Source organism: Streptomyces sp. NPDC001153 (genome assembly GCF_053598315.1).
Window position 1 is genome coordinate 22,642 of sequence record NZ_JBSFJZ010000037.1, and the last position, 16,913, is coordinate 39,554.

The window sequence follows — 16,913 nt, forward strand, 5'->3', positions numbered from 1 at the left end:
TTGACACCATTTCGGATGTGGTCGCCGGTCACTTCGGAGCGGCCGCCAGGCGCACCGCGAGGCCGGCGAACACCGTCCCGCTGAAGTAGTCCAGGCCCCGGGCGAGGCGCCGGCTGCGCCGCAGCAGCGAGGCGAGCTTGCCGGAGAGCAGGCCGACCGAGCCGTCCACCACCACGCCCATCACCGTGATCGTGCAGCCCAGGACGAGGAACTGCTCGCGCACGTGCCCCAGGGCGGGGTTCACGAACTGCGGCAGAAAGGAGACGTTGAAGAGGATCACCTTCGGGTTGAGGAGGTTGGTGACGGCGCCCCGCCAGAACGCGCGCCGGCGCCCGTTGCCCGGTGCCGCCTCCGCCTCGACCGGGCCGCCGTCGCCCCGGAACGCCTTGACCGCGAGGAACAGCAGGTAGGCCGCGCCCGCCCAGTGCAGCGCCTCGTAGAGCGTCGGCAGGGTCAGGAACAGGGCCGACAGACCGAGCGCCGCGGCGACCGTGTGCACGAGCATGGCGCAGGCGACCCCGACGGCGGCCGCCATTCCCGTCAGGGGGCCGCCCCGGCCGCCCACCGCGACGATGAACATCATGTCGGGACCGGGAGTGACGCAGAGCGCGAAAGCGGCGATCAGGAACGCCGCGTAGAGAGACGTGTCCACCATGCCGCCATGCTTGGCCCGCGCCCACGCGCGCGTGGCGGAATTCCGGGGACTGAGACGAACCGCCGGCCAAGTGGTCCATGAGTTGGCGGTGGTGAGGGCCGGTGGCAACTACCTTGGTCTCGACCACTGTCTTGTGCGTCCCCCGCCACCTCTTCATCCACAGCCTGTGGACAAAGCCCGGTCCGCTGTCGGTGGGGCATGGCACGATCGACGGTGTGACCAGCACTGCCAGCACGGTCGAGAGGGCCTTCGGGGCCGCCCTCTACGACGACACCGACACCGGTCTCGACACCGGTGCCTCCCTGCTCGCCGCCGACCCCGCCGCGGATGCCGAACTCGCCCGGCGCGGCGAGGAGTTCGTGGCGACGGCCTGGCGGCGTGGCTGGCAGCCCGCCGATGTCGTACGGCTGGTGCGGCGCGAGCTGGAGGACGTGCATGTGCGCCTGGCCGGCGCCCTGATCCGTGCGCAGGCCGGGCGGGACCGCCCGCGCGGGCGCCGCTGGGTCGCCCAGCTGGCGGAGCTGCCCGAGGGCCCGGCCCGCGAGTCCGACCGCTTCTCCCAGGCCACGACCGCGCTGGAGCTCTATCGCCTGCTGCTGCGCCTGCCCGCCCTGGAACCCCTGGAGGAGGAGTCCCGGCGTGCCCCCGGTCAGGCTGCCTCCCGGATGCCGGCCCGGATCCGCGCGCTGCTCGCCAAGGCCGAGGCGACCGGGTATCCGGAGGAGGCGGAGGCGCTCAGCGCCAAGGCGCAGGAGCTGATGGCGCGGCACAGTGTCGACGAGGCGCTGCTCGCCGCCGAGGCGCCCGCGCCGGACGCGCCCGGCGCCTGCCGGATCGGGCTCGAGCCGCCGTACGAACAGGCCAAGGCGGTCCTGCTCGACGCCGTGGCCGGTGCGAACAACTGCCGCGCGGTGTGGAACGAACCGCTCGGCTTCTCCACGGTCGTCGGCTTCGAGGCGGACCTGGAGGCGGTCGAACTGCTCTACACCTCGCTGCTGGTGCAGGCCACGCACGCGATGACCAAGGCGGAGGCCGCGCAGAGAGCCGGCGGGCGGAAACGGACGAAGGCCTTCCGGCAGTCGTTCCTGGCCGCCTACGCCCACCGGATCGGCGACCGGCTCGCGGCCGCCGCCGAGACCCAGGTCGGCCAGGACCTGCTGCCTGTCCTGGCCACCAGGGAGATAGCCGTTACCGACCGGCTGGAGCGCATGTTCCCCGAGACCACCACCACCCGCCTGCGCGGGGTGAGCGACGCGGCCGGGTGGACGGAGGGCGCACGAGCGGCGAACCAGGCGCAGGTCAGGACCCGCCCAAGGCTTGAGTGAACCCACCCGAAGCCGACGTCGGTCCGCCCGCATGCGAAGCCGCCCCGCAGCCGTGAGGGCACCCGCCCCAGCCTGCCGTACCGCTCAGTCGCCGACCTGCTGGAAGGCGGTCACGGAGGCGTTCGGGCCGGTGCCGCCGGTCTGGGGGGCGACGGGGCCGTACGACCAGGGGAAGCTCTGGGAGGCGGTGGTGCCGGGCAGGGTGATCTTCACGCTCTTGGCGTCCAGCGCGGTCTTGTCGCCCGCCTTGCCGCGCACATAGGCAATCGTGAAGGACGCCGAGTCGCCCTTGGCGAGCTTCAGCTTCTGGGCCTTGGCGCCCCTGAGGGCCGGTACGTTGGCCTCGGTGCTGCCGGCGCTCAGGGCGACCCCCGGAAAGTGGTCCAGGGTGCAGGGCTTGCTCTGGTTGGTGATGCTGACCGGGATCTCACCCGTGTCCCCGGCCTTCGGCGCCACGCTCGCGGACCCGATCTGCACGGAGACCCCGCCGATCTCGCAGGCCGAGCCGTTCTTGCCGGCGCTCTTGCTCCCGCCGCCGTTGCAGGCGGTGAGCAGCATGGCGGCGGCGAGGGCCGTGACGGTGAGCGGAATGGCGCGCATGAGGCAGGTCCCATCGAGGTTGTGACGGTGCCCCTGCATCATGGCGCCTGCGCTCGCGCCCGGTTGCCCCACCCCCAGCGGAATCACCGCTTCAGGTGGCGCTTCCCACCGGACCCGCGCCTCCCGCGCCCGTCGCTCCGGACCCGCACCCGTCACTGCGGGCCCGCACCCGTCACTGCGGGCCCGCACCTGTCCCCGCGTCAACGCACCGCGTCAACGCACTGCTTCACCGCCCCGCCGCGCCGCGCTGCTCCCTTGCACAGGTGCACAGCAGCACAGCTACTCACCGCTTCAGCTTGGTCGGCAGCGTCGAAGGCAGCTTGCCGCCCTCCGCCTTGGTGTACGTCTCCTTGCCGGTGCTGCCCGACCAGCTCACCGTCATGCCCTTGGCGTCCACGGAGTCGACCATGCCCGTGACCCGGTCCGTGTTGCCGTCGGGGCAGGTCAGATGGATCATCTGCATCCCGGACTCCTTGCCCGCGGCACCCTGGCACCAGGCCTTCCGGCCGGTCACGAAGAGCCCGGCCTTCTTGCCGGTGATCACCAGGGCCACGATCTTGCCGCCGCTCGTGGTGATCCAGCTGCCCTGGAGCTTGCCGGAGGCCCCGGCCTCCGCTCCGGCGGCCGAGGAGGAGGCCGACGAGGAGGGCGACGCGGTCGCGCTCGGCGTCGTCTTGGCGGCGGTCTTGTCGCCGTCGCCCCCGCCCCCGCTGCACGCGGTCAGCGCCGCGAGCGCGCCCGCCAGACCTGCTGCCACGATCGCGGTCCGCACCCTTGCAGGCAGGGCAGTCGCAGCACCAGTCGCACCAGTCGCAGTAGTCACCGGAAAGCTCCCAAGCTGTTAGCGGCCGGCCGTCCTCGGCCGGACGGCCCGCAGCAAGCTACCAGCAGTGACCGGGCGGACTTCCGGACGCCGCACAGGAATCCGTTGTGAGCCTGCTCATGCCACACAGGTAGGAGATTTCCTACGCTTGACTAGTAGGGAATCACCTACCTATTGTCGTTGCCATGAACATCACTCACGCCGCCTTCGTCACCCTCCCCGTCGCCGACCAGGACCGTGCCCTGCGCTTCTACCGGGACGTCCTCGGTTTCGAGGTCACCGCCGATCTGCAGATGCCGCCCGGGCGCTGGCTCCAGGTCGCGCCGAAGGGTGCGCAGACCGTCTTCACGCTCTCGGGGCCCGGCATGGGCGGTTTCGAGCCCGGTTCGGCACGGGGGATCATGTTGGTGACGACCGATGTCGACGCCGACTGCGCGCGGCTCGCCGGGGCGGGCATCGAGGTGCAGGGTCCGGAGGAGTACCCGTGGGGGCGCATGGCCTCCTTCGCGGACCCCGACGGCAACGGTCTGATGCTGCTGACGGAGAAGGAAGGCTTCTGAGCGCACCATGAGCACTGGGACCGGGACGGGCACGGCCGCCGAGGACCGCGTCTTCGCCGCGCTCGCCAACGCCACGCGCCGCGAGGTGCTGCGGCTGCTGCGTGAGCGCGGACCACAGCCCGTCCAGGCCCTGGCCGACCACTTCGACATGCGCCGCCCGAGCCTCTCGGAACACCTCAAGGTGCTCCGGGAGGCCGGCCTCGTCTCCGAACAGCGCTCAGGGCGGCAGCGCATCTACCGCCTCGAGGCGGCTCCCCTCGCCGACGTGCAGGACTGGCTCCACCCGTACGAGCGGTTCTGGCGCGACCGGCTGAAGGGCCTGGGCGACCTGCTCGACCGTCTGCCCGACGATGACCAGCCATGAGCACCGAACCCGGCAGTGACCACGACGCGGACGATCTGACCACCATCCGCGTCGACCAGTTCTTCCCGCACCCGCCCGCCAAGGTCTGGCGCGCGCTGACCGACCCCGGACTGCTCGCCCAGTGGCAGATGCCCGGCGCGGAGGGCTTCCGGCTGGAGGTCGGTCACCGGTACCGGATGACCTCGGTCCCGCGGCCCAACGCCCGCTTCTCCGGGGTCGTGGAGGTGCGGGTGCTGGCCTACGACATCGAACGGATGCTGTCCGTCCGCTGGGCCGACGCCGATCCGGCCAATCCCGCGGACTGGACCATCACCTGGACCCTGGAACAGGAAGGGCGCGGTACGCGTCTCTTTCTGGTGCACGAAGGTTTCGATCCGGACGATCCGGCTCAGCTGATGGCACGCAAGATCATGGACGGGGGTTGGCGGGGGCATGTCCTGCCTGCTCTGGGGCAGGCGCTGGAACAGCTTGGCTGACACAGGCGCCTCCCGGGTGGGTAAAGCGAACGTCAAGCCTGTAATCACGGGAACACTGCCCGTGCACGTGCATTTGCTCATGCATCTGCATGTGAACAGGGTTATGATCCGGGTCAGTTGACTACAGCATCTATGGCCACACAGCCAGTGCACCACCGGGGAGCGACCTGTGGACCGCGACGTTGACGGCGTGTACGGGGGGTACGACGTGTACAACGGCATGGCTGCCGCGCAGCTGGACGGAGTGGCCTGGCAGAAGAGCCGGCACAGCAACTCGCAGGGTTCCTGCGTGGAGTTCGCGCGGTTGCCCGGCGGTGACGTCGCCGTACGCAACTCGCGTTTCCCGGACGGCCCGGCGCTCGTCTACACGCGCGCGGAGATCGAGGCCATGCTCCTCGGCGTCAAGGACGGCGAGTTCGACCACCTGATAGTGAGCTGAGAGCGCGAGGCGGCGGGAGGCGCCCCTCGGTGGCCCCCTGGCAACGATGTCGGACGGGGTCGTGGACGGAGCGCGACGCGCGTAGAAACCGCGCGTCCGTAGGTGCCGTACCGCGTCAGCCGGCCGGCTGGAGCCGGAACAGCGCCCAGACCACCTTGCCCTCGAGCGTCCCCGCGAGCGGGTGCCAGCCCCAGCTGTCGGCGAAGGAGTCGACCAGGAACAGCCCGCGCCCGGACTCGGCGGAGAAGTCGTCCGAGTCGCGCGGCGTCGGGGACTCATGGCTCGGGTCGCGCACCGCGCACACCAGCCGCTCGGTCCAGCGCATCAGGTGCAGCCGTACCGAGGGCTGGTGCTCGATGCACCCCGGGTCGGACGGCAGGGCGTGGCGCAGGGCGTTGGTGACGAGTTCGGAGACGACGAGGCATATGTCGTCGAAGCGCTCGCCGACGTCCCACTGGTCGAGGGTGCCCCGGGTGAAGCGCCTGGCCTCGCGCACCGCCTCGTAGCGGGCGGGCAGGGCGCAGGAGGCGGCATCGGACACGGCCGCGGGATCCAGCGGCGGAAGGCCCTGCCGTAACGGCTTGAGCATGGTCGATCCATTCGTTCCCATGCGAGGCACTCCCGGGAATTCGCGGTCGTTGCGATGCAGCGGTGGCGCGGCACCATGGTTTCGGATGCGCAGAGCAGATGCAAGGGCAGATGCACGTGCACGCGACCGAAATGGCCCTGACCGTACCGCTTCTTGGCCATTTTTTCCGCCATCTTCCAGCGGTTGTCTTCAGAGGTCCTGACCTCTTCCCGGTCACACGCAGGCGGAAACGGCCCGCCTCTTTCCGTTTCCGTAACCGGACGAGTACTGCTCGAAGTGTTTTAGTGGCAGACTGCGGGCCCTGAGGACGGTTGGGGAGGCTGGCGAACGTGAGCGCGGGAGAGCCCGGATCGGTGGTGCGGCGGATGCTGCTCGGCTCGCAACTCAGGCGACTGCGGGAAGCGCGCGGCATCACACGCGAGGCGGCGGGGTACTCCATCCGCGCCTCCGAGTCGAAGATCAGCCGGATGGAGCTGGGCCGGGTGAGCTTCAAGACCAGGGACGTGGAAGACCTGCTGACGCTGTACGGCATCACGGACGAGGTGGAGCGCGAGTCGTTGCTCTCCCTCGCCCGGGAGGCCAACGTGGCCGGCTGGTGGCACAGTTACACCGACGTCCTGCCCACCTGGTTCCCCACCTATGTGGGCCTGGAGGGCGCCGCGTCCCTCATCCGTGTCTACGAGGTGCAGTTCGTCCACGGCCTGCTCCAGACAGAGGACTATGCCCGCGCGGTGGTCCGGCGCGGCATGAAGGGCGCGAGCCCCGCCGACGTCGAACGCCGGGTCGCCCTGCGCCTGGAGCGGCAGAAGCACCTGCTCGCGGACCGCGCCCCCGAGTTCCACTTCGTCCTCGACGAGGCCGCCCTGCGCCGCCCCTACGGCGGCCGCGACGTGATGCGCGGTCAGCTCCAGCACCTGATCGAGATCTCCGAGCGGCCCAACGTGCGGCTGCAGGTCATGCCGTTCGGCTTCGGCGGGCACTCCGGTGAGAGCGGCGCCTTCACCATCCTCAGCTTCCCCGACGCCGATCTGTCCGACGTCGTCTACATGGAGCAGCTGACCAGCGCCCTGTATCTCGACAAGCGCGAGGACGTCGCCCAGTACGAGCAGGCCCTGAAGGAGCTGCAGCAGGACAGCCCGGGTGCCGACGAGAGCCGGGATCTGCTCCGGGGACTGCTTCAGCTGTCCTGAGGACCCCCCTCCAACTCGCTTGAAACGCAAGTACGATGACGTGCGATCAGACCGTGACCAGGATCTGGCTCCGCTAGTGATTGAGGGATCACATGTCGTCCTACTTCAGCGATCTGGCCCAGCAGTACATCGACGGAGAATGGCGACCGGGCAGCGGCTCCTGGGACGTCATCGACTTCAATCCCTACGACGACGAGAAGCTGGCCTCGATCACGGTGGCCACGGTGGACGAGGTCGACCAGGCCTACCGGGCCGCCGCACGTGCCCAGAAGAAGTGGGCCGAGACCAACCCCTATGCCCGCCGCGCGGTCTTCGAGCGGGTGCTTCGGCTCATAGAGGACCGTGAGCAGGAGATAGCCGACCTGATCATCGCGGAACTCGGCGGCACGCGCGTGAAGGCCGGTTTCGAGCTGCACCTCGCCAAGGAGTTCCTGCGCGAGTCGATCCACCTGGCGCTGCGCCCCGAGGGCAAGATCCTGCCCTCCCCGGCCGACGGCAAGGAGAACCGCGTCTACCGGGTGCCGGTCGGCGTCGTGGGCGTGATCAGCCCCTTCAACTTCCCCTTCCTGCTGTCGATCAAGTCGGTCGCCCCGGCGCTCGCGCTCGGCAACGCCGTCGTCCTCAAGCCGCACCAGAACACCCCGATCACCGGCGGCACTCTGATCGCGAAGCTCTTCGAGGAGGCCGGGCTGCCCGGCGGCCTGCTCAACGTCGTGGTCACCGACATCGCCGAGATCGGCGACGCGTTCATCGAGCACCCGGTGCCGAAGGTCATCTCCTTCACCGGCTCCGACAAGGTCGGCCGGCACGTGGCGACCGTCTGCGCCGCGAACTTCAAGCGCTCGGTGCTCGAACTCGGCGGCAACAGCGCGCTGGTGGTCCTGGACGACGCCGACATCGACTACGCCGTGGACGCGGCGGTCTTCAGCCGGTTCGTCCACCAGGGCCAGGTCTGCATGGCCGCCAACCGGGTCCTCGTGGACGCGTCCGTCGCCGAGGAGTTCACCGCGAAGTTCGTCGCCAAGGTGAAGTCGCTGAAGGTCGGCGACCCGCGCGACCCGCAGACCGTCATCGGCCCGGTGATCAACTCCCAGCAGGCGAACGCGATCTCCGGCGCCGTCGAGCAGGCGGTCGCCGAGGGTGCCACCGCGCTCGTGCGCGGCACGACCTCCGGCAACCTGGTCGAGCCGAGCGTGCTCACCGGCCTCCCCGCCGACTCCGCGCTGCTCCAGCAGGAGGTGTTCGGCCCGGTCGCCTTCCTCATCCCGTTCGACGGCGAGGAGGAGGCGCTGCGCATCGTCAACGACACCCCGTACGGCCTCAGCGGCGCCGTCCACACGGGTGACATCGAGCGGGGTGTGGCCTTCGCCAAGCAGATCGACACCGGCATGTTCCATGTGAACGACGGCACGGTCCACGACGAGCCGATCGTGCCGTTCGGCGGCGAGAAGCACTCCGGCATCGGCCGCCTCAACGGCGAGACGACGATGGAGGCGTTCACGACCGTCAAGTGGATCTCGGTCCAGCACGGCCGCAGCGGCTTCCCGTTCTAGTCGGCCTTTCTCCGGCCGGCCTTTTTCCGGCCCAGCTTTTCGTGACGGGCGGGCCATTGCGGACAGCATCTGACCGCAATGGCCCGTAGCGTCATCGGTGTCAGGGGGCGAAGGGCCCCGGCGACGGTGATGAAAGGCGGCCGGCCATGGTCAGGCACGTACCGGCGGAGGCGCAGGGCGACGAGCGCGGGGCGCTGCTCGCGTTCATCGAGGAGCAGCGCGGCGGGATCCGCCGGGCCCTGCTCGGGCTGACCGAGGAGCAGGCCCGCTCCCAGCCCAGCGCCAGCGAGCTGTCGCTCGGCGGCCTGCTCAAGCACGTCGCCGAGGTCGAGCAGATCTGGATCGCACGGGCCAAGCAGGAACCCCCGGCCGTCACGCGCGACGAGTCGAACTGGCACGAGAGCTTCCAGCTGGTCGGCGAGGAGACGGTCGCCTCGCAGCTGGCGTACTGGGAGCAGGTCGCCGCCGAGACGGAGAAGTACATCCGCTCCGTGCCGAGCCTGGACGACACCTTCCCGCTGCCGCCGGACCCCTGGTTCCCGCCGCAGGGCCGGGTCTCGCTGCGCTGGCTGTGTCTGCACCTGATCCGCGAGACGGCCCGGCACGCGGGCCACGCCGACATCATCCGCGAGTCCCTGGACGGCAGGACGGCCTTCGAGCTGGTGGCCCAGGAGCAGGGCGGCTCCTGGGGGTGACGGCGGGGCGGTCGGTCGTACGGCAACGACCTGGACCGCATGTCAGCCCTCGGCACGGCCGTGCAGGGACCCCTGTCCCAGACGGCGACGGCCGTACGCGACCTCCTGGGCAGCCCCGGCGGCGAACCGGGCCACATCTGGCCGGGCGTGCTCCGGCCCCTCGCCCTGCCGGCGGTCCTCTTCCCGTCGGCGGTACGGAGGTTCGCGCGCCTGGGACGTCAGCGCGCACCGCTTCCGTCAGTGGTGGAAACCGGTGGCCGCCTCCTTGTCCCGGGTCAGCGGATGCGGCTGCCGGCGCAGTTCGGGCAGCAGGCGGGTCAGGTCGTCCAGGAACAGGTCGGCCAGGTCGCGGGAGAAGCCGTTGCGGCACACGACCCGCAGCACGGACAGGTCCTCCCGGTTCGCCGGGAAGGTGTACGCGGGCACCAGCCAGCCGCCCTCGCGCAGCCGCCGGGAGACGTCGAAGACGTCGTAGGACGTGACGTCGTCGGCCGTGGTCAGGGCGAACACCGGCAGCTGGTCGCCGCGTGTGAGCAGCCGGAAGTCGCCGAGCTCCGCGATCCCGTCCGCCAGCGAGGTCGCCACGTCCCGCGTCGACTGCTGCACCGCGCGGTACCCCTCGCGGCCCAAACGCAGGAAGCTGTAGTACTGCGCGACCACCTGCGCGCCGGGCCGGGAGAAGTTCAGCGCGAAGGTCGGCATGTCGCCGCCCAGGTAGTTGACCCGGAAGACGAGCTCCTCGGGCAGCGCCTCCGCGTCCCGCCACAGTGCCCAGCCGACGCCCGGGTACACCAGCCCGTACTTGTGCCCGGAGGTGTTGATGGACGCCACGCGCGGGAGACGGAAGTCCCACTCCAGGTCCGGGTCCAGGAAGGGCGCCACCATGGCGCCGGACGCGCCGTCCACGTGCACCGGGACGTCCAGCCCGGTGCGCTCCTGGAGGCCGTCCAGGGCGGCGCACAGGTCGGCGATCGGCTCGTAGGAGCCGTCGAACGTCGAGCCGAGGATGCCGACGACGCCGATGGTGTTCTCGTCGCACAGCTCGACGGCGGCCTGCGGGTCCAGGTGGAAGCGGTCGCCCTCCATGGGTACGAGCCGGGCCTCCACCTCCCAGAAGTTGCAGAACTTCTCCCAGCACACCTGGACGTTGATGCCCATCACCAGGTTGGGGCGGGCGCCCGGGTACCGGTCGGCGTTGCGCCTGGCCCACCGTCGCTTGAGGGCCATCCCGGCGAGCATGCAGGCCTCGCTCGACCCGGTCGTCGAACAGCCCACCGCGGCAGCCGGATCCGGCGCGTTCCACAGGTCGGCGAGCATGGCCACACAGCGCCGTTCCAGCTCGGCGGTGCGCGGGTACTCGTCCTTGTCGATCATGTTCTTGTCCCGGCACTCCGCCATCAGCACCCCGGCCTGCGGCTCCATCCAGGTGGTGACGAACGTGGCGAGATTCAGCCGGGAGTTGCCGTCCAGCATCAGCTCGTCGTGCACCAGCTGGTACGCCGTGGACGGGGCCAGCGGCGCGTCCGGGAGCCGGTGGGTCGGCGGGGCCTCGGTCATGCCGCCGACCGGATTGGCCTCGCCGTAGAACGGGTTGACCGACATCACTCGCTGCTGGTGCTGCTTCTCGGGACCTTTGTGCAGGGCCATGAACGTGCCTCCAGGTAGTGCTCGGCGACTCAGCGGATCGGGGTGCTGTCGTCCCGGAGTTGCATCTGCGGTCGCCCGGTGACCAGCAGCCAGGCCGGCAGCGAGGCGATGCACAGCACGGCGAGGATGTCGGGCGACGCGACTAGGACGGCAGCGGTGAACAGGCTCACCCAGCCCTGCCGGGTGATCGCCAGAAGGATGCCCAGGACGGCCGTCGCCACGCCCAGCGCCGGGTGCACGGCCGGAACGACCGCGTGGGCGCACAGTCCCAGGGCGGTGCCGACGAACACGGCCGGGAAGATACGGCCGCCGCGGAAGCCGCAGGACGCGGCGACGAGCAGCGCGGCCAGCTTCACGACCGCCATCGTGGCGAACTGCCCGGCCGACCAGCCCTCCGGGCCGTGCGCCAGCTCCGCGATCTCGGCCAGCCCCTTGAAGAGCGTCAGATGCCCGCCCACGGCCGCGAGAGCGCCCAGGACGACCCCGCCGGCCGGAAGCATCAGCATCGGATGCCGCAGCCGCCGGAAGGCCTTGTGGACGTAGGGGAAGGCGTACACGGCGCTCATGCCGAGCACGGCTGCCCCCGAGGCGATCACGAGCGCCGCCAGGAGGTCCTTCGCGTGCGGGTGCCCCATGGGCGGCAGGCCCAGGTCGAAGGTCGGATGGAACACCAGGGTGGTCGTCAGGGCCCCGAACGCGCCGGCGGTCAGCGGGGCGAACACGTTGTCCCACAGCCGGCCGCGCATCGGCCGTCCGGCCATGGCCTCCGAGATGACCAGCGCGGCCGCCACCGGCGTACCGAACAGCGCGCCGATCGTCGCCGCCTCGGCCAGCGCCGGCCACAGGGTGCCCGGCGCCCGGGGCAGAAAGCGCCCGCCGAGCCAGGCCGCGAGGCCCACGTTCGCGGCGATGATCGGGTTCTCCGGGCCGAGGCTCGGGCCGCCGGCCAGCATCAGGCCGGTCGCCAGCACCAGACCCGGCAGCACGACGGGCGGCAGCACCGGGGCGTCCAGGCCGAGCGTGGCCGGGTCGGGACCGGCGTGGCCGGGGACCTTCCAGACCACCAGCCCGACGGCGATGCCGGTCGCCACGAGCATGACGAACATCCACAGCACCGAGTACCGGCCCACCCCGAGCGCGTCCGGAAGGGGCCCCCACAGCACGCGCTGGAGCTGCTCGGCCGCCACGCTCACGCCGACGTAGACCAGGCTGGCCACGACGCCCACGGCCGCGGCGGGCAGGATGAGCGGCAGCAGGGCCCGTGCCGGGGCCGTGTGAGCGGTCGTCGGCGCCTGCTGCGCGGTCTCCTGGGCCACGGGCTCACCATAAACGGACAAAACAGACACAACATCCCGAAGGAAATCCGGCTTGCACCTCACGTGGCGTGAGGCCTCAGCGTGGACGGCGTACCGACCGAAGGAGCGGAAAAGTGAGCTACTCCGTGGGACAGGTCGCGGGGTTCGCCGGAGTCACGGTGCGCACCCTGCACCACTACGACGAGATCGGCCTGCTGGTGCCCGGCGAGCGCACGTACGCCGGCCACCGGCGCTACACCGACGCCGACCTCGACCGGCTCCAGCAGATCCTGTTCTACCGGGAGCTCGGCTTCCCGCTCGACGAGGTCGCGGTCCTGCTCGACGACCCGGACGTGGACCCGCGCGCGCACCTGCGCCGCCGGCACGAACTGCTGACCGCCCGGATCGAGAAGCTCCAGAGGATGGCCGCGGCCGTGGAGCACGCCATGGAGGCACGCAAGATGGGCATCAACCTCACCCCGGAGGAACGGTTCGAGGTGTTCGGGGACAAGGACCCCTTCAACGAGGAGTACGCCGAGGAGGCGGAGCAGCGCTGGGGCAACACCGAGGCCTGGGCCGAGTCCCAGCGCCGCGCCGCGCGCTACACCAAGGAGGACTGGAAGCGGATCAAGGCCGAGGTCGACGACTGGCAGGAGCGGTACGCCGCCCTGGTCGCCGCGGGCGAGCAGCCGTCCGACGAGACCGCCATGGACATGGCGGAGGAGCACCGCCAGCACATGAACAGGTGGTACTTCGAGGTCCCGTACGAGATGCACCGGTGCTTCGGGCAGATGTACGTCTCCGACGAGCGCTTCAAGGCGTACTACGACGCCATGGGACCCGGTGTCGCCGAGCACCTGCGCGACGCGATCCTCGCCAACGCCGACCGTCGGACCTCCTGACCGCGCCCGGCCCGGGAGTGCGCGGGGTTCACTCCCGGGCCAGGACCACCGCCGTGCCGTAGGCGCACACCTCGGTGCCCACGTCCGCGGCCTCGGTCACGTCGAACCGGAACGCCAGCACGGCATTGGCGCCACGCGCGCGTGCCTGCTCCACCAGGCGCTCCATGGCCTGGTTGCGGGTCTGCACGAGCGTCTTGGTGAGCCCCCTCAGCTCGCCGCCGATCATCGACTTCAGTCCGGCGCCGATCTGGCTGCCGAGGTGCCGCGAGCGCACGGTGAGTCCGAAGACCTCGCCGATCACCTGCTGCACCCGGTATCCGGGCACGTCGTTCGTCGTCACGACCAGCACGTCCGGCTGGGGCCCCTGGCCGCCGCCGTAGTCATCGAGTCCCATGAGTCACAGCTTTCTCCCAGTCATCCCACAGTGCATCCCGGGGACACCGCTGGAACCTGGGGCGGTCACATCACGTTGATAGCGTTGTGCGGCACTTCGCTTTGTGCGGCACTTCGCCGAAGACCAGCAGCCGTAGCCGCCTTCACCCCCTCAGGAGCCCGGACCCGTGATGACACTCGCCCTCGGCCCGAGCTGGCTCGATCCCAACCATCTGCTGGGCACCTACGGCATCTGGGGCCTGCTGCTCGTCGTCTTCGCCGAGTCCGGCCTGCTCATCGGCTTCTTCCTGCCGGGTGATTCGCTGCTGTTCACCTGCGGCCTGCTGATCACGTCGAACCAGCTGGACTTCCCGCTGTGGGGTGCGATCGGCCTGATCTGCCTCGCCGCGATCCTCGGCGACCAGGCGGGCTACATGTTCGGCAAGAAGGTCGGCCCGTCCCTGTTCAACCGCCCGGACTCCCGCCTGTTCAAGCAGGAGAACGTCACCAAGGCGCACGAGTTCTTCGAGAAGTACGGCCCGAAGTCGCTGGTCCTGGCCCGCTTCGTACCGATCGTGCGCACGTTCACGCCGATCATCGCCGGCGTCAGCGGCATGAAGTACCGCTCGTTCCTCATCTTCAACGTCATCGGCGGCACCCTGTGGGGAGCGGGCGTCACCCTGCTCGGCTCCTGGCTCGGCAACATCGGCTTCGTCAAGAACAACATCGAGGCGATCCTCATCCTGATCGTCCTCGTCTCCGTGGTCCCGATCGCGATCGAGTTCCTCCGGGCCCGCGGCAAGGGGAAGAAGGCCGCGCAGGCGACACCGGAGGCGTCCCGCCCGGCTCCGCCGGCCATGGACACCGCGACGACCCAGCTGCGCCGCATCGAGCCGGACCAGCCGTACGAGCAGCACTACGGCAACCAGTACGAGCAGCAGCCGTACCAGCAGCCCCAGCAGCAGGACTGGAACCAGCAGGAGCAGTACTGGAACCAGGGCTACGACCAGCAGCAGTACCCGCAGCAGCAGTACGACCCGCAGCAGCACCAGTACCAGCAGCAGCACCAGTACCCGTACGACTACCGCCCGCAGTAGAAGCGGCCGCTCAGAACCCCCTGGTCCTCTTCGCGGCCCGCCGCTTCCCGACCGACCCCACCCTCAGGAACAACCGGAAGACCTCCGAGCCCAGATTGACCCCGATGGCGATGGCCATGGCCAGCGACGCCGCGTTGGCCAGCGACACCAGCCCCTTGTTCACCTCGTTCTGGGCCATGTTCAGCAGCCCGAAATACGTGGCGGAGCCAGGCAGCAATGGGCCGATCGCCGCCGTCGTATAGGGCAGCGCCGACGCGAACCGGTAGCGCGACAGCAGCTGTCCGAACAGGCCCACCAGCCCCGCCGCCACGGCCGTGGACGCCACCGGCGAGATGCCGGCGACGTAGTGCATCGCGCCGTACACGGTCCAGGCCACGCCTCCGTTGAGGGTCACCCACAGCACGGTGGACCGTTCCTGCTGGAGCAGCACCGCGAAGGTCAGCGACAGCAGCATGGAGGCCGCGATCTGGATCAGCGGCCGTTCGTCGATGACGAGCGCCGCGTCCGGGTTGAGCTTGCCGCCGAGCTTCACCCCGAAGTACAGGACGACCAGCACACCGGCGACGATGCCCACGAAGAAGTACAGGACCTCCAGCAGACGGGCCGACGCGGTGATGTAGAAGCCGGTCAGACCGTCCTGCACGCCCGCCACCAGCGCCCGCCCGGGCAGCAGCGCGAACAGTCCACCGGTGACGACGGCGGACGCCTTCACGTCGGCGTGCGCGAGCGCGAACGCGACCCCGATCGCCGCGGGCGGCATCGCGGCCACCGTGAACTGGTAGAACTCCGGCAGCCCGCGCCCCGCGCACAGCCAGGCCAGCCGGTCGCCGAGCATCGCGCCGACGGCCGCCGCGACGAACACGATGAGGTCACCGCCGACCAGCACGGACGCCGCACCCGCCAGCAGCCCGCTGGCCAGGGTCAGCGCCCAGCCGGGGTAGGGGTGCCGGTTGCGGCGGATCTCCGCCAGCCGCCGGTAGGCCTCCTCCAGGGAGACATGGGTCTCCGGGTCGGTCAGGTCGTCCACCAGCCGGAACACGGCCGCGAGCCGGGTGTAGTCCGTGCCCCGCCGCCGTACGGTCCGCGAGGCCGTCACCGGGTCATCCACCAGCGACGGCTGGTGCGAGATCGACAGCAGCGTGAAGGTGACGTTCGGCTCGCAGCGGTCCAGGCCGTAGGAGCGGCACACCGCGAACATCGCGGCCTCCACGTCCTCCGCCCCCTCGCCGCCGGCCAGCAGCAGCTCACCGATGCGCAGGGTCAGGTCCAGCACGCGGGGGACGGCCGGGCCCTCCTCCTCGGCGCGCTGCACCGGCTCCGGCGCGGGCCGCTCGGCCACCGGCATGCGCAGCATCGTGCGCATCCGGTCCTGCCAGGGCGCGTCCTTGACCAGACTGACCAGCGGAACGCCGGCGGCCGGGGTGAACGCCGTCAGGGCGTCCTTGGCGCTGTAGGCGCTTGGTGTGCTGAACGCCGACCCCTCCGGCTCGGCACTCGGCGACTGCGGTGTCTCCAGGCCCTTCGGCAGGACGAACTCCGAGGTGGTCTCCGGCTCACCACCGCCCTCGGAGACCTCGATGCCCTCCGGAATGGCGAACTCGGACGTGATCTCCGGGTCGTACCGCGCCTCGTCCGACCGGGGCTTGCGGTCCTCCGCCTCCGACACCTCGCACCGCTCCCTGAACGACACCTTCCGTACGGCTCAGTATGCGCACAGGTGCCCCGGCGGTCCGTACGCGTGCGTGGACGCGAACAGGCCGCACGCGTGCGCGTACGGCCCGTCAGCGAGAAGAAAGGGGCTCAGGGCTCAGTGGCCGCCCTGCTCCTTGAAGCGCTTGTACGACCGCTCGATCTCCACCTCGGCGTCCGTGCGGCCCACCCAGTTGGCACCCTCGACGGACTTGCCGGGCTCCAGGTCCTTGTACACCTCGAAGAAGTGCTGGATCTCCAGGCGGTCGAACTCCGACACGTGGTGAATGTCCCGCAGGTGCTCCACGCGCGGGTCGGTGGCCGGAACGCACAGCAGCTTGTCGTCGCCGCCCGCCTCGTCCGTCATGCGGAACATGCCGATCGCGCGGCAGCGGATGAGGCAGCCCGGGAAGGTCGGCTCGTCCAGGATGACCAGCGCGTCCAGCGGGTCGCCGTCCTCGCCGAGGGTGTTCTCGACGAAGCCGTAGTCGGTCGGGTAGGCGGTCGAGGTGAAGAGGCGACGGTCCAGGCGGATCCGACCGGTCTCGTGGTCCACCTCGTACTTGTTGCGCGAACCCTTCGGGATCTCGATCGTGACGTCGAACTCCACCGGTGGCTCCTCCATGATCAGCACATAGTTCT

At 70.2% G+C, this 16,913-nt stretch carries 19 protein-coding genes and 1 pseudogene; 11 read left to right on the top strand and 9 right to left on the bottom strand.

The features are described 5' to 3' along the window. Window positions 1–28: 28 nt before the first annotated feature. Window positions 29–655: a LysE family translocator gene (locus ACWDEN_RS34135; RefSeq protein WP_351611230.1), complete on the bottom strand. Its 627-nt coding sequence runs from the start codon at window positions 653–655 to the stop codon at window positions 29–31. A 215-nt stretch (window positions 656–870) separates the two neighbouring features. Here ACWDEN_RS34135 and ACWDEN_RS34140 point away from each other — a divergent pair, with 215 nt between their 5' ends. Further along, complete coding sequence (locus ACWDEN_RS34140) at window positions 871–1,980, top strand: DUF2786 domain-containing protein (RefSeq protein ID WP_351611233.1); 1,110 nt, start codon at window positions 871–873, stop codon at window positions 1,978–1,980. 84 nt (window positions 1,981–2,064) lie between these two features. Here ACWDEN_RS34140 and ACWDEN_RS34145 read toward each other — a convergent pair whose 3' ends face one another. After that, window positions 2,065–2,580 (bottom strand): DUF4232 domain-containing protein, encoded by a 516-nt coding sequence (locus tag ACWDEN_RS34145; protein WP_351611236.1) that lies wholly within the window; start codon window positions 2,578–2,580, stop codon window positions 2,065–2,067. Between the two features lie 283 nt (window positions 2,581–2,863). Further along, the gene (locus tag ACWDEN_RS34150; RefSeq protein WP_351611239.1) at window positions 2,864–3,337 is read right to left on the bottom strand and encodes a hypothetical protein; all 474 of its coding nucleotides are present in this window, start codon (window positions 3,335–3,337) and stop codon (window positions 2,864–2,866) included. 251 nt (window positions 3,338–3,588) lie between these two features. On the opposite strand from ACWDEN_RS34150, the gene ACWDEN_RS34155 reads away from it, so the two are divergent. The 4 genes from ACWDEN_RS34155 (at window position 3,589) to ACWDEN_RS34170 (ending at window position 5,242) form a co-directional block, all read left to right on the top strand. Then, a complete protein-coding gene (locus ACWDEN_RS34155) occupies window positions 3,589–3,963 on the top strand; it encodes a VOC family protein (protein ID WP_450861742.1) in 375 nt (124 codons plus the stop codon). Between the two features lie 7 nt (window positions 3,964–3,970). Further along, window positions 3,971–4,327 carry an ArsR/SmtB family transcription factor gene (locus tag ACWDEN_RS34160; RefSeq protein ID WP_450861744.1) on the top strand — a complete coding sequence of 119 codons (357 nt, stop codon included), beginning with the start codon at window positions 3,971–3,973 and terminating at the stop codon, window positions 4,325–4,327. Then, window positions 4,324–4,803, top strand: a complete 480-nt coding sequence (locus ACWDEN_RS34165; protein ID WP_351611247.1) for an SRPBCC family protein — start codon at window positions 4,324–4,326, stop codon at window positions 4,801–4,803. Before ACWDEN_RS34160 ends, ACWDEN_RS34165 begins: the two co-directional genes overlap by 4 nt. Window positions 4,804–4,972: 169 nt before the next feature. After that, window positions 4,973–5,242, top strand: a complete 270-nt coding sequence (locus ACWDEN_RS34170; RefSeq protein ID WP_351611250.1) for a DUF397 domain-containing protein — start codon at window positions 4,973–4,975, stop codon at window positions 5,240–5,242. Between the two features lie 115 nt (window positions 5,243–5,357). On the opposite strand, the gene ACWDEN_RS34175 is transcribed toward ACWDEN_RS34170, so the two are convergent. Next, the gene (locus ACWDEN_RS34175) at window positions 5,358–5,852 is read right to left on the bottom strand and encodes an ATP-binding protein (protein ID WP_351611253.1); all 495 of its coding nucleotides are present in this window, start codon (window positions 5,850–5,852) and stop codon (window positions 5,358–5,360) included. 344 nt (window positions 5,853–6,196) lie between these two features. Between ACWDEN_RS34175 and ACWDEN_RS34180 the strand changes: the two genes are divergently transcribed. The 4 genes and pseudogenes from ACWDEN_RS34180 to ACWDEN_RS34195 all read left to right on the top strand — a co-directional run. Next, entirely contained in the window at window positions 6,197–7,021 is an 825-nt protein-coding gene (locus ACWDEN_RS34180; RefSeq protein WP_351611311.1) for a helix-turn-helix domain-containing protein, read from the top strand. Window positions 7,022–7,113: 92 nt separating this feature from the next. Continuing rightward, window positions 7,114–8,574 (top strand): aldehyde dehydrogenase family protein, encoded by a 1,461-nt coding sequence (locus tag ACWDEN_RS34185; RefSeq protein WP_351611256.1) that lies wholly within the window; start codon window positions 7,114–7,116, stop codon window positions 8,572–8,574. A 146-nt stretch (window positions 8,575–8,720) separates the two neighbouring features. Beyond that, on the top strand, window positions 8,721–9,269 hold the full coding sequence (locus tag ACWDEN_RS34190) for a DinB family protein (protein ID WP_351611259.1): 549 nt from the start codon (window positions 8,721–8,723) through the stop codon (window positions 9,267–9,269). 48 nt (window positions 9,270–9,317) lie between these two features. Then, window positions 9,318–9,488 (top strand): annotated as a pseudogene (locus ACWDEN_RS34195) (ABC transporter permease); the annotation flags it as partial. A gap of 18 nt (window positions 9,489–9,506) precedes the next feature. Here the strand turns inward: ACWDEN_RS34195 and ACWDEN_RS34200 are convergent. Further along, window positions 9,507–10,916, bottom strand: coding sequence for a glutamate decarboxylase (locus ACWDEN_RS34200; RefSeq protein ID WP_351611262.1), 1,410 nt, complete (start codon window positions 10,914–10,916; stop codon window positions 9,507–9,509). Between the two features lie 29 nt (window positions 10,917–10,945). Beyond that, window positions 10,946–12,232, bottom strand: coding sequence for an ion channel protein (locus ACWDEN_RS34205; protein ID WP_351611264.1), 1,287 nt, complete (start codon window positions 12,230–12,232; stop codon window positions 10,946–10,948). Between the two features lie 113 nt (window positions 12,233–12,345). Here ACWDEN_RS34205 and ACWDEN_RS34210 point away from each other — a divergent pair, with 113 nt between their 5' ends. Next, window positions 12,346–13,113 (top strand): MerR family transcriptional regulator, encoded by a 768-nt coding sequence (locus tag ACWDEN_RS34210; RefSeq protein WP_351611267.1) that lies wholly within the window; start codon window positions 12,346–12,348, stop codon window positions 13,111–13,113. 28 nt (window positions 13,114–13,141) lie between these two features. Here ACWDEN_RS34210 and ACWDEN_RS34215 read toward each other — a convergent pair whose 3' ends face one another. Continuing rightward, window positions 13,142–13,507 carry a YbjQ family protein gene (locus tag ACWDEN_RS34215; protein ID WP_351611270.1) on the bottom strand — a complete coding sequence of 122 codons (366 nt, stop codon included), beginning with the start codon at window positions 13,505–13,507 and terminating at the stop codon, window positions 13,142–13,144. A 166-nt stretch (window positions 13,508–13,673) separates the two neighbouring features. Between ACWDEN_RS34215 and ACWDEN_RS34220 the strand changes: the two genes are divergently transcribed. Beyond that, window positions 13,674–14,582 (top strand): DedA family protein, encoded by a 909-nt coding sequence (locus ACWDEN_RS34220; RefSeq protein ID WP_351611273.1) that lies wholly within the window; start codon window positions 13,674–13,676, stop codon window positions 14,580–14,582. 10 nt (window positions 14,583–14,592) lie between these two features. On the opposite strand, the gene ACWDEN_RS34225 is transcribed toward ACWDEN_RS34220, so the two are convergent. Both ACWDEN_RS34225 and ACWDEN_RS34230 read right to left on the bottom strand, forming a co-directional pair. Further along, window positions 14,593–16,248 carry a threonine/serine ThrE exporter family protein gene (locus ACWDEN_RS34225; RefSeq protein WP_450861749.1) on the bottom strand — a complete coding sequence of 552 codons (1,656 nt, stop codon included), beginning with the start codon at window positions 16,246–16,248 and terminating at the stop codon, window positions 14,593–14,595. Between the two features lie 141 nt (window positions 16,249–16,389). Further along, window positions 16,390–16,881, bottom strand: a complete 492-nt coding sequence (locus ACWDEN_RS34230) for an inorganic diphosphatase (RefSeq protein ID WP_030342671.1) — start codon at window positions 16,879–16,881, stop codon at window positions 16,390–16,392. Window positions 16,882–16,913: the final 32 nt, after the last annotated feature.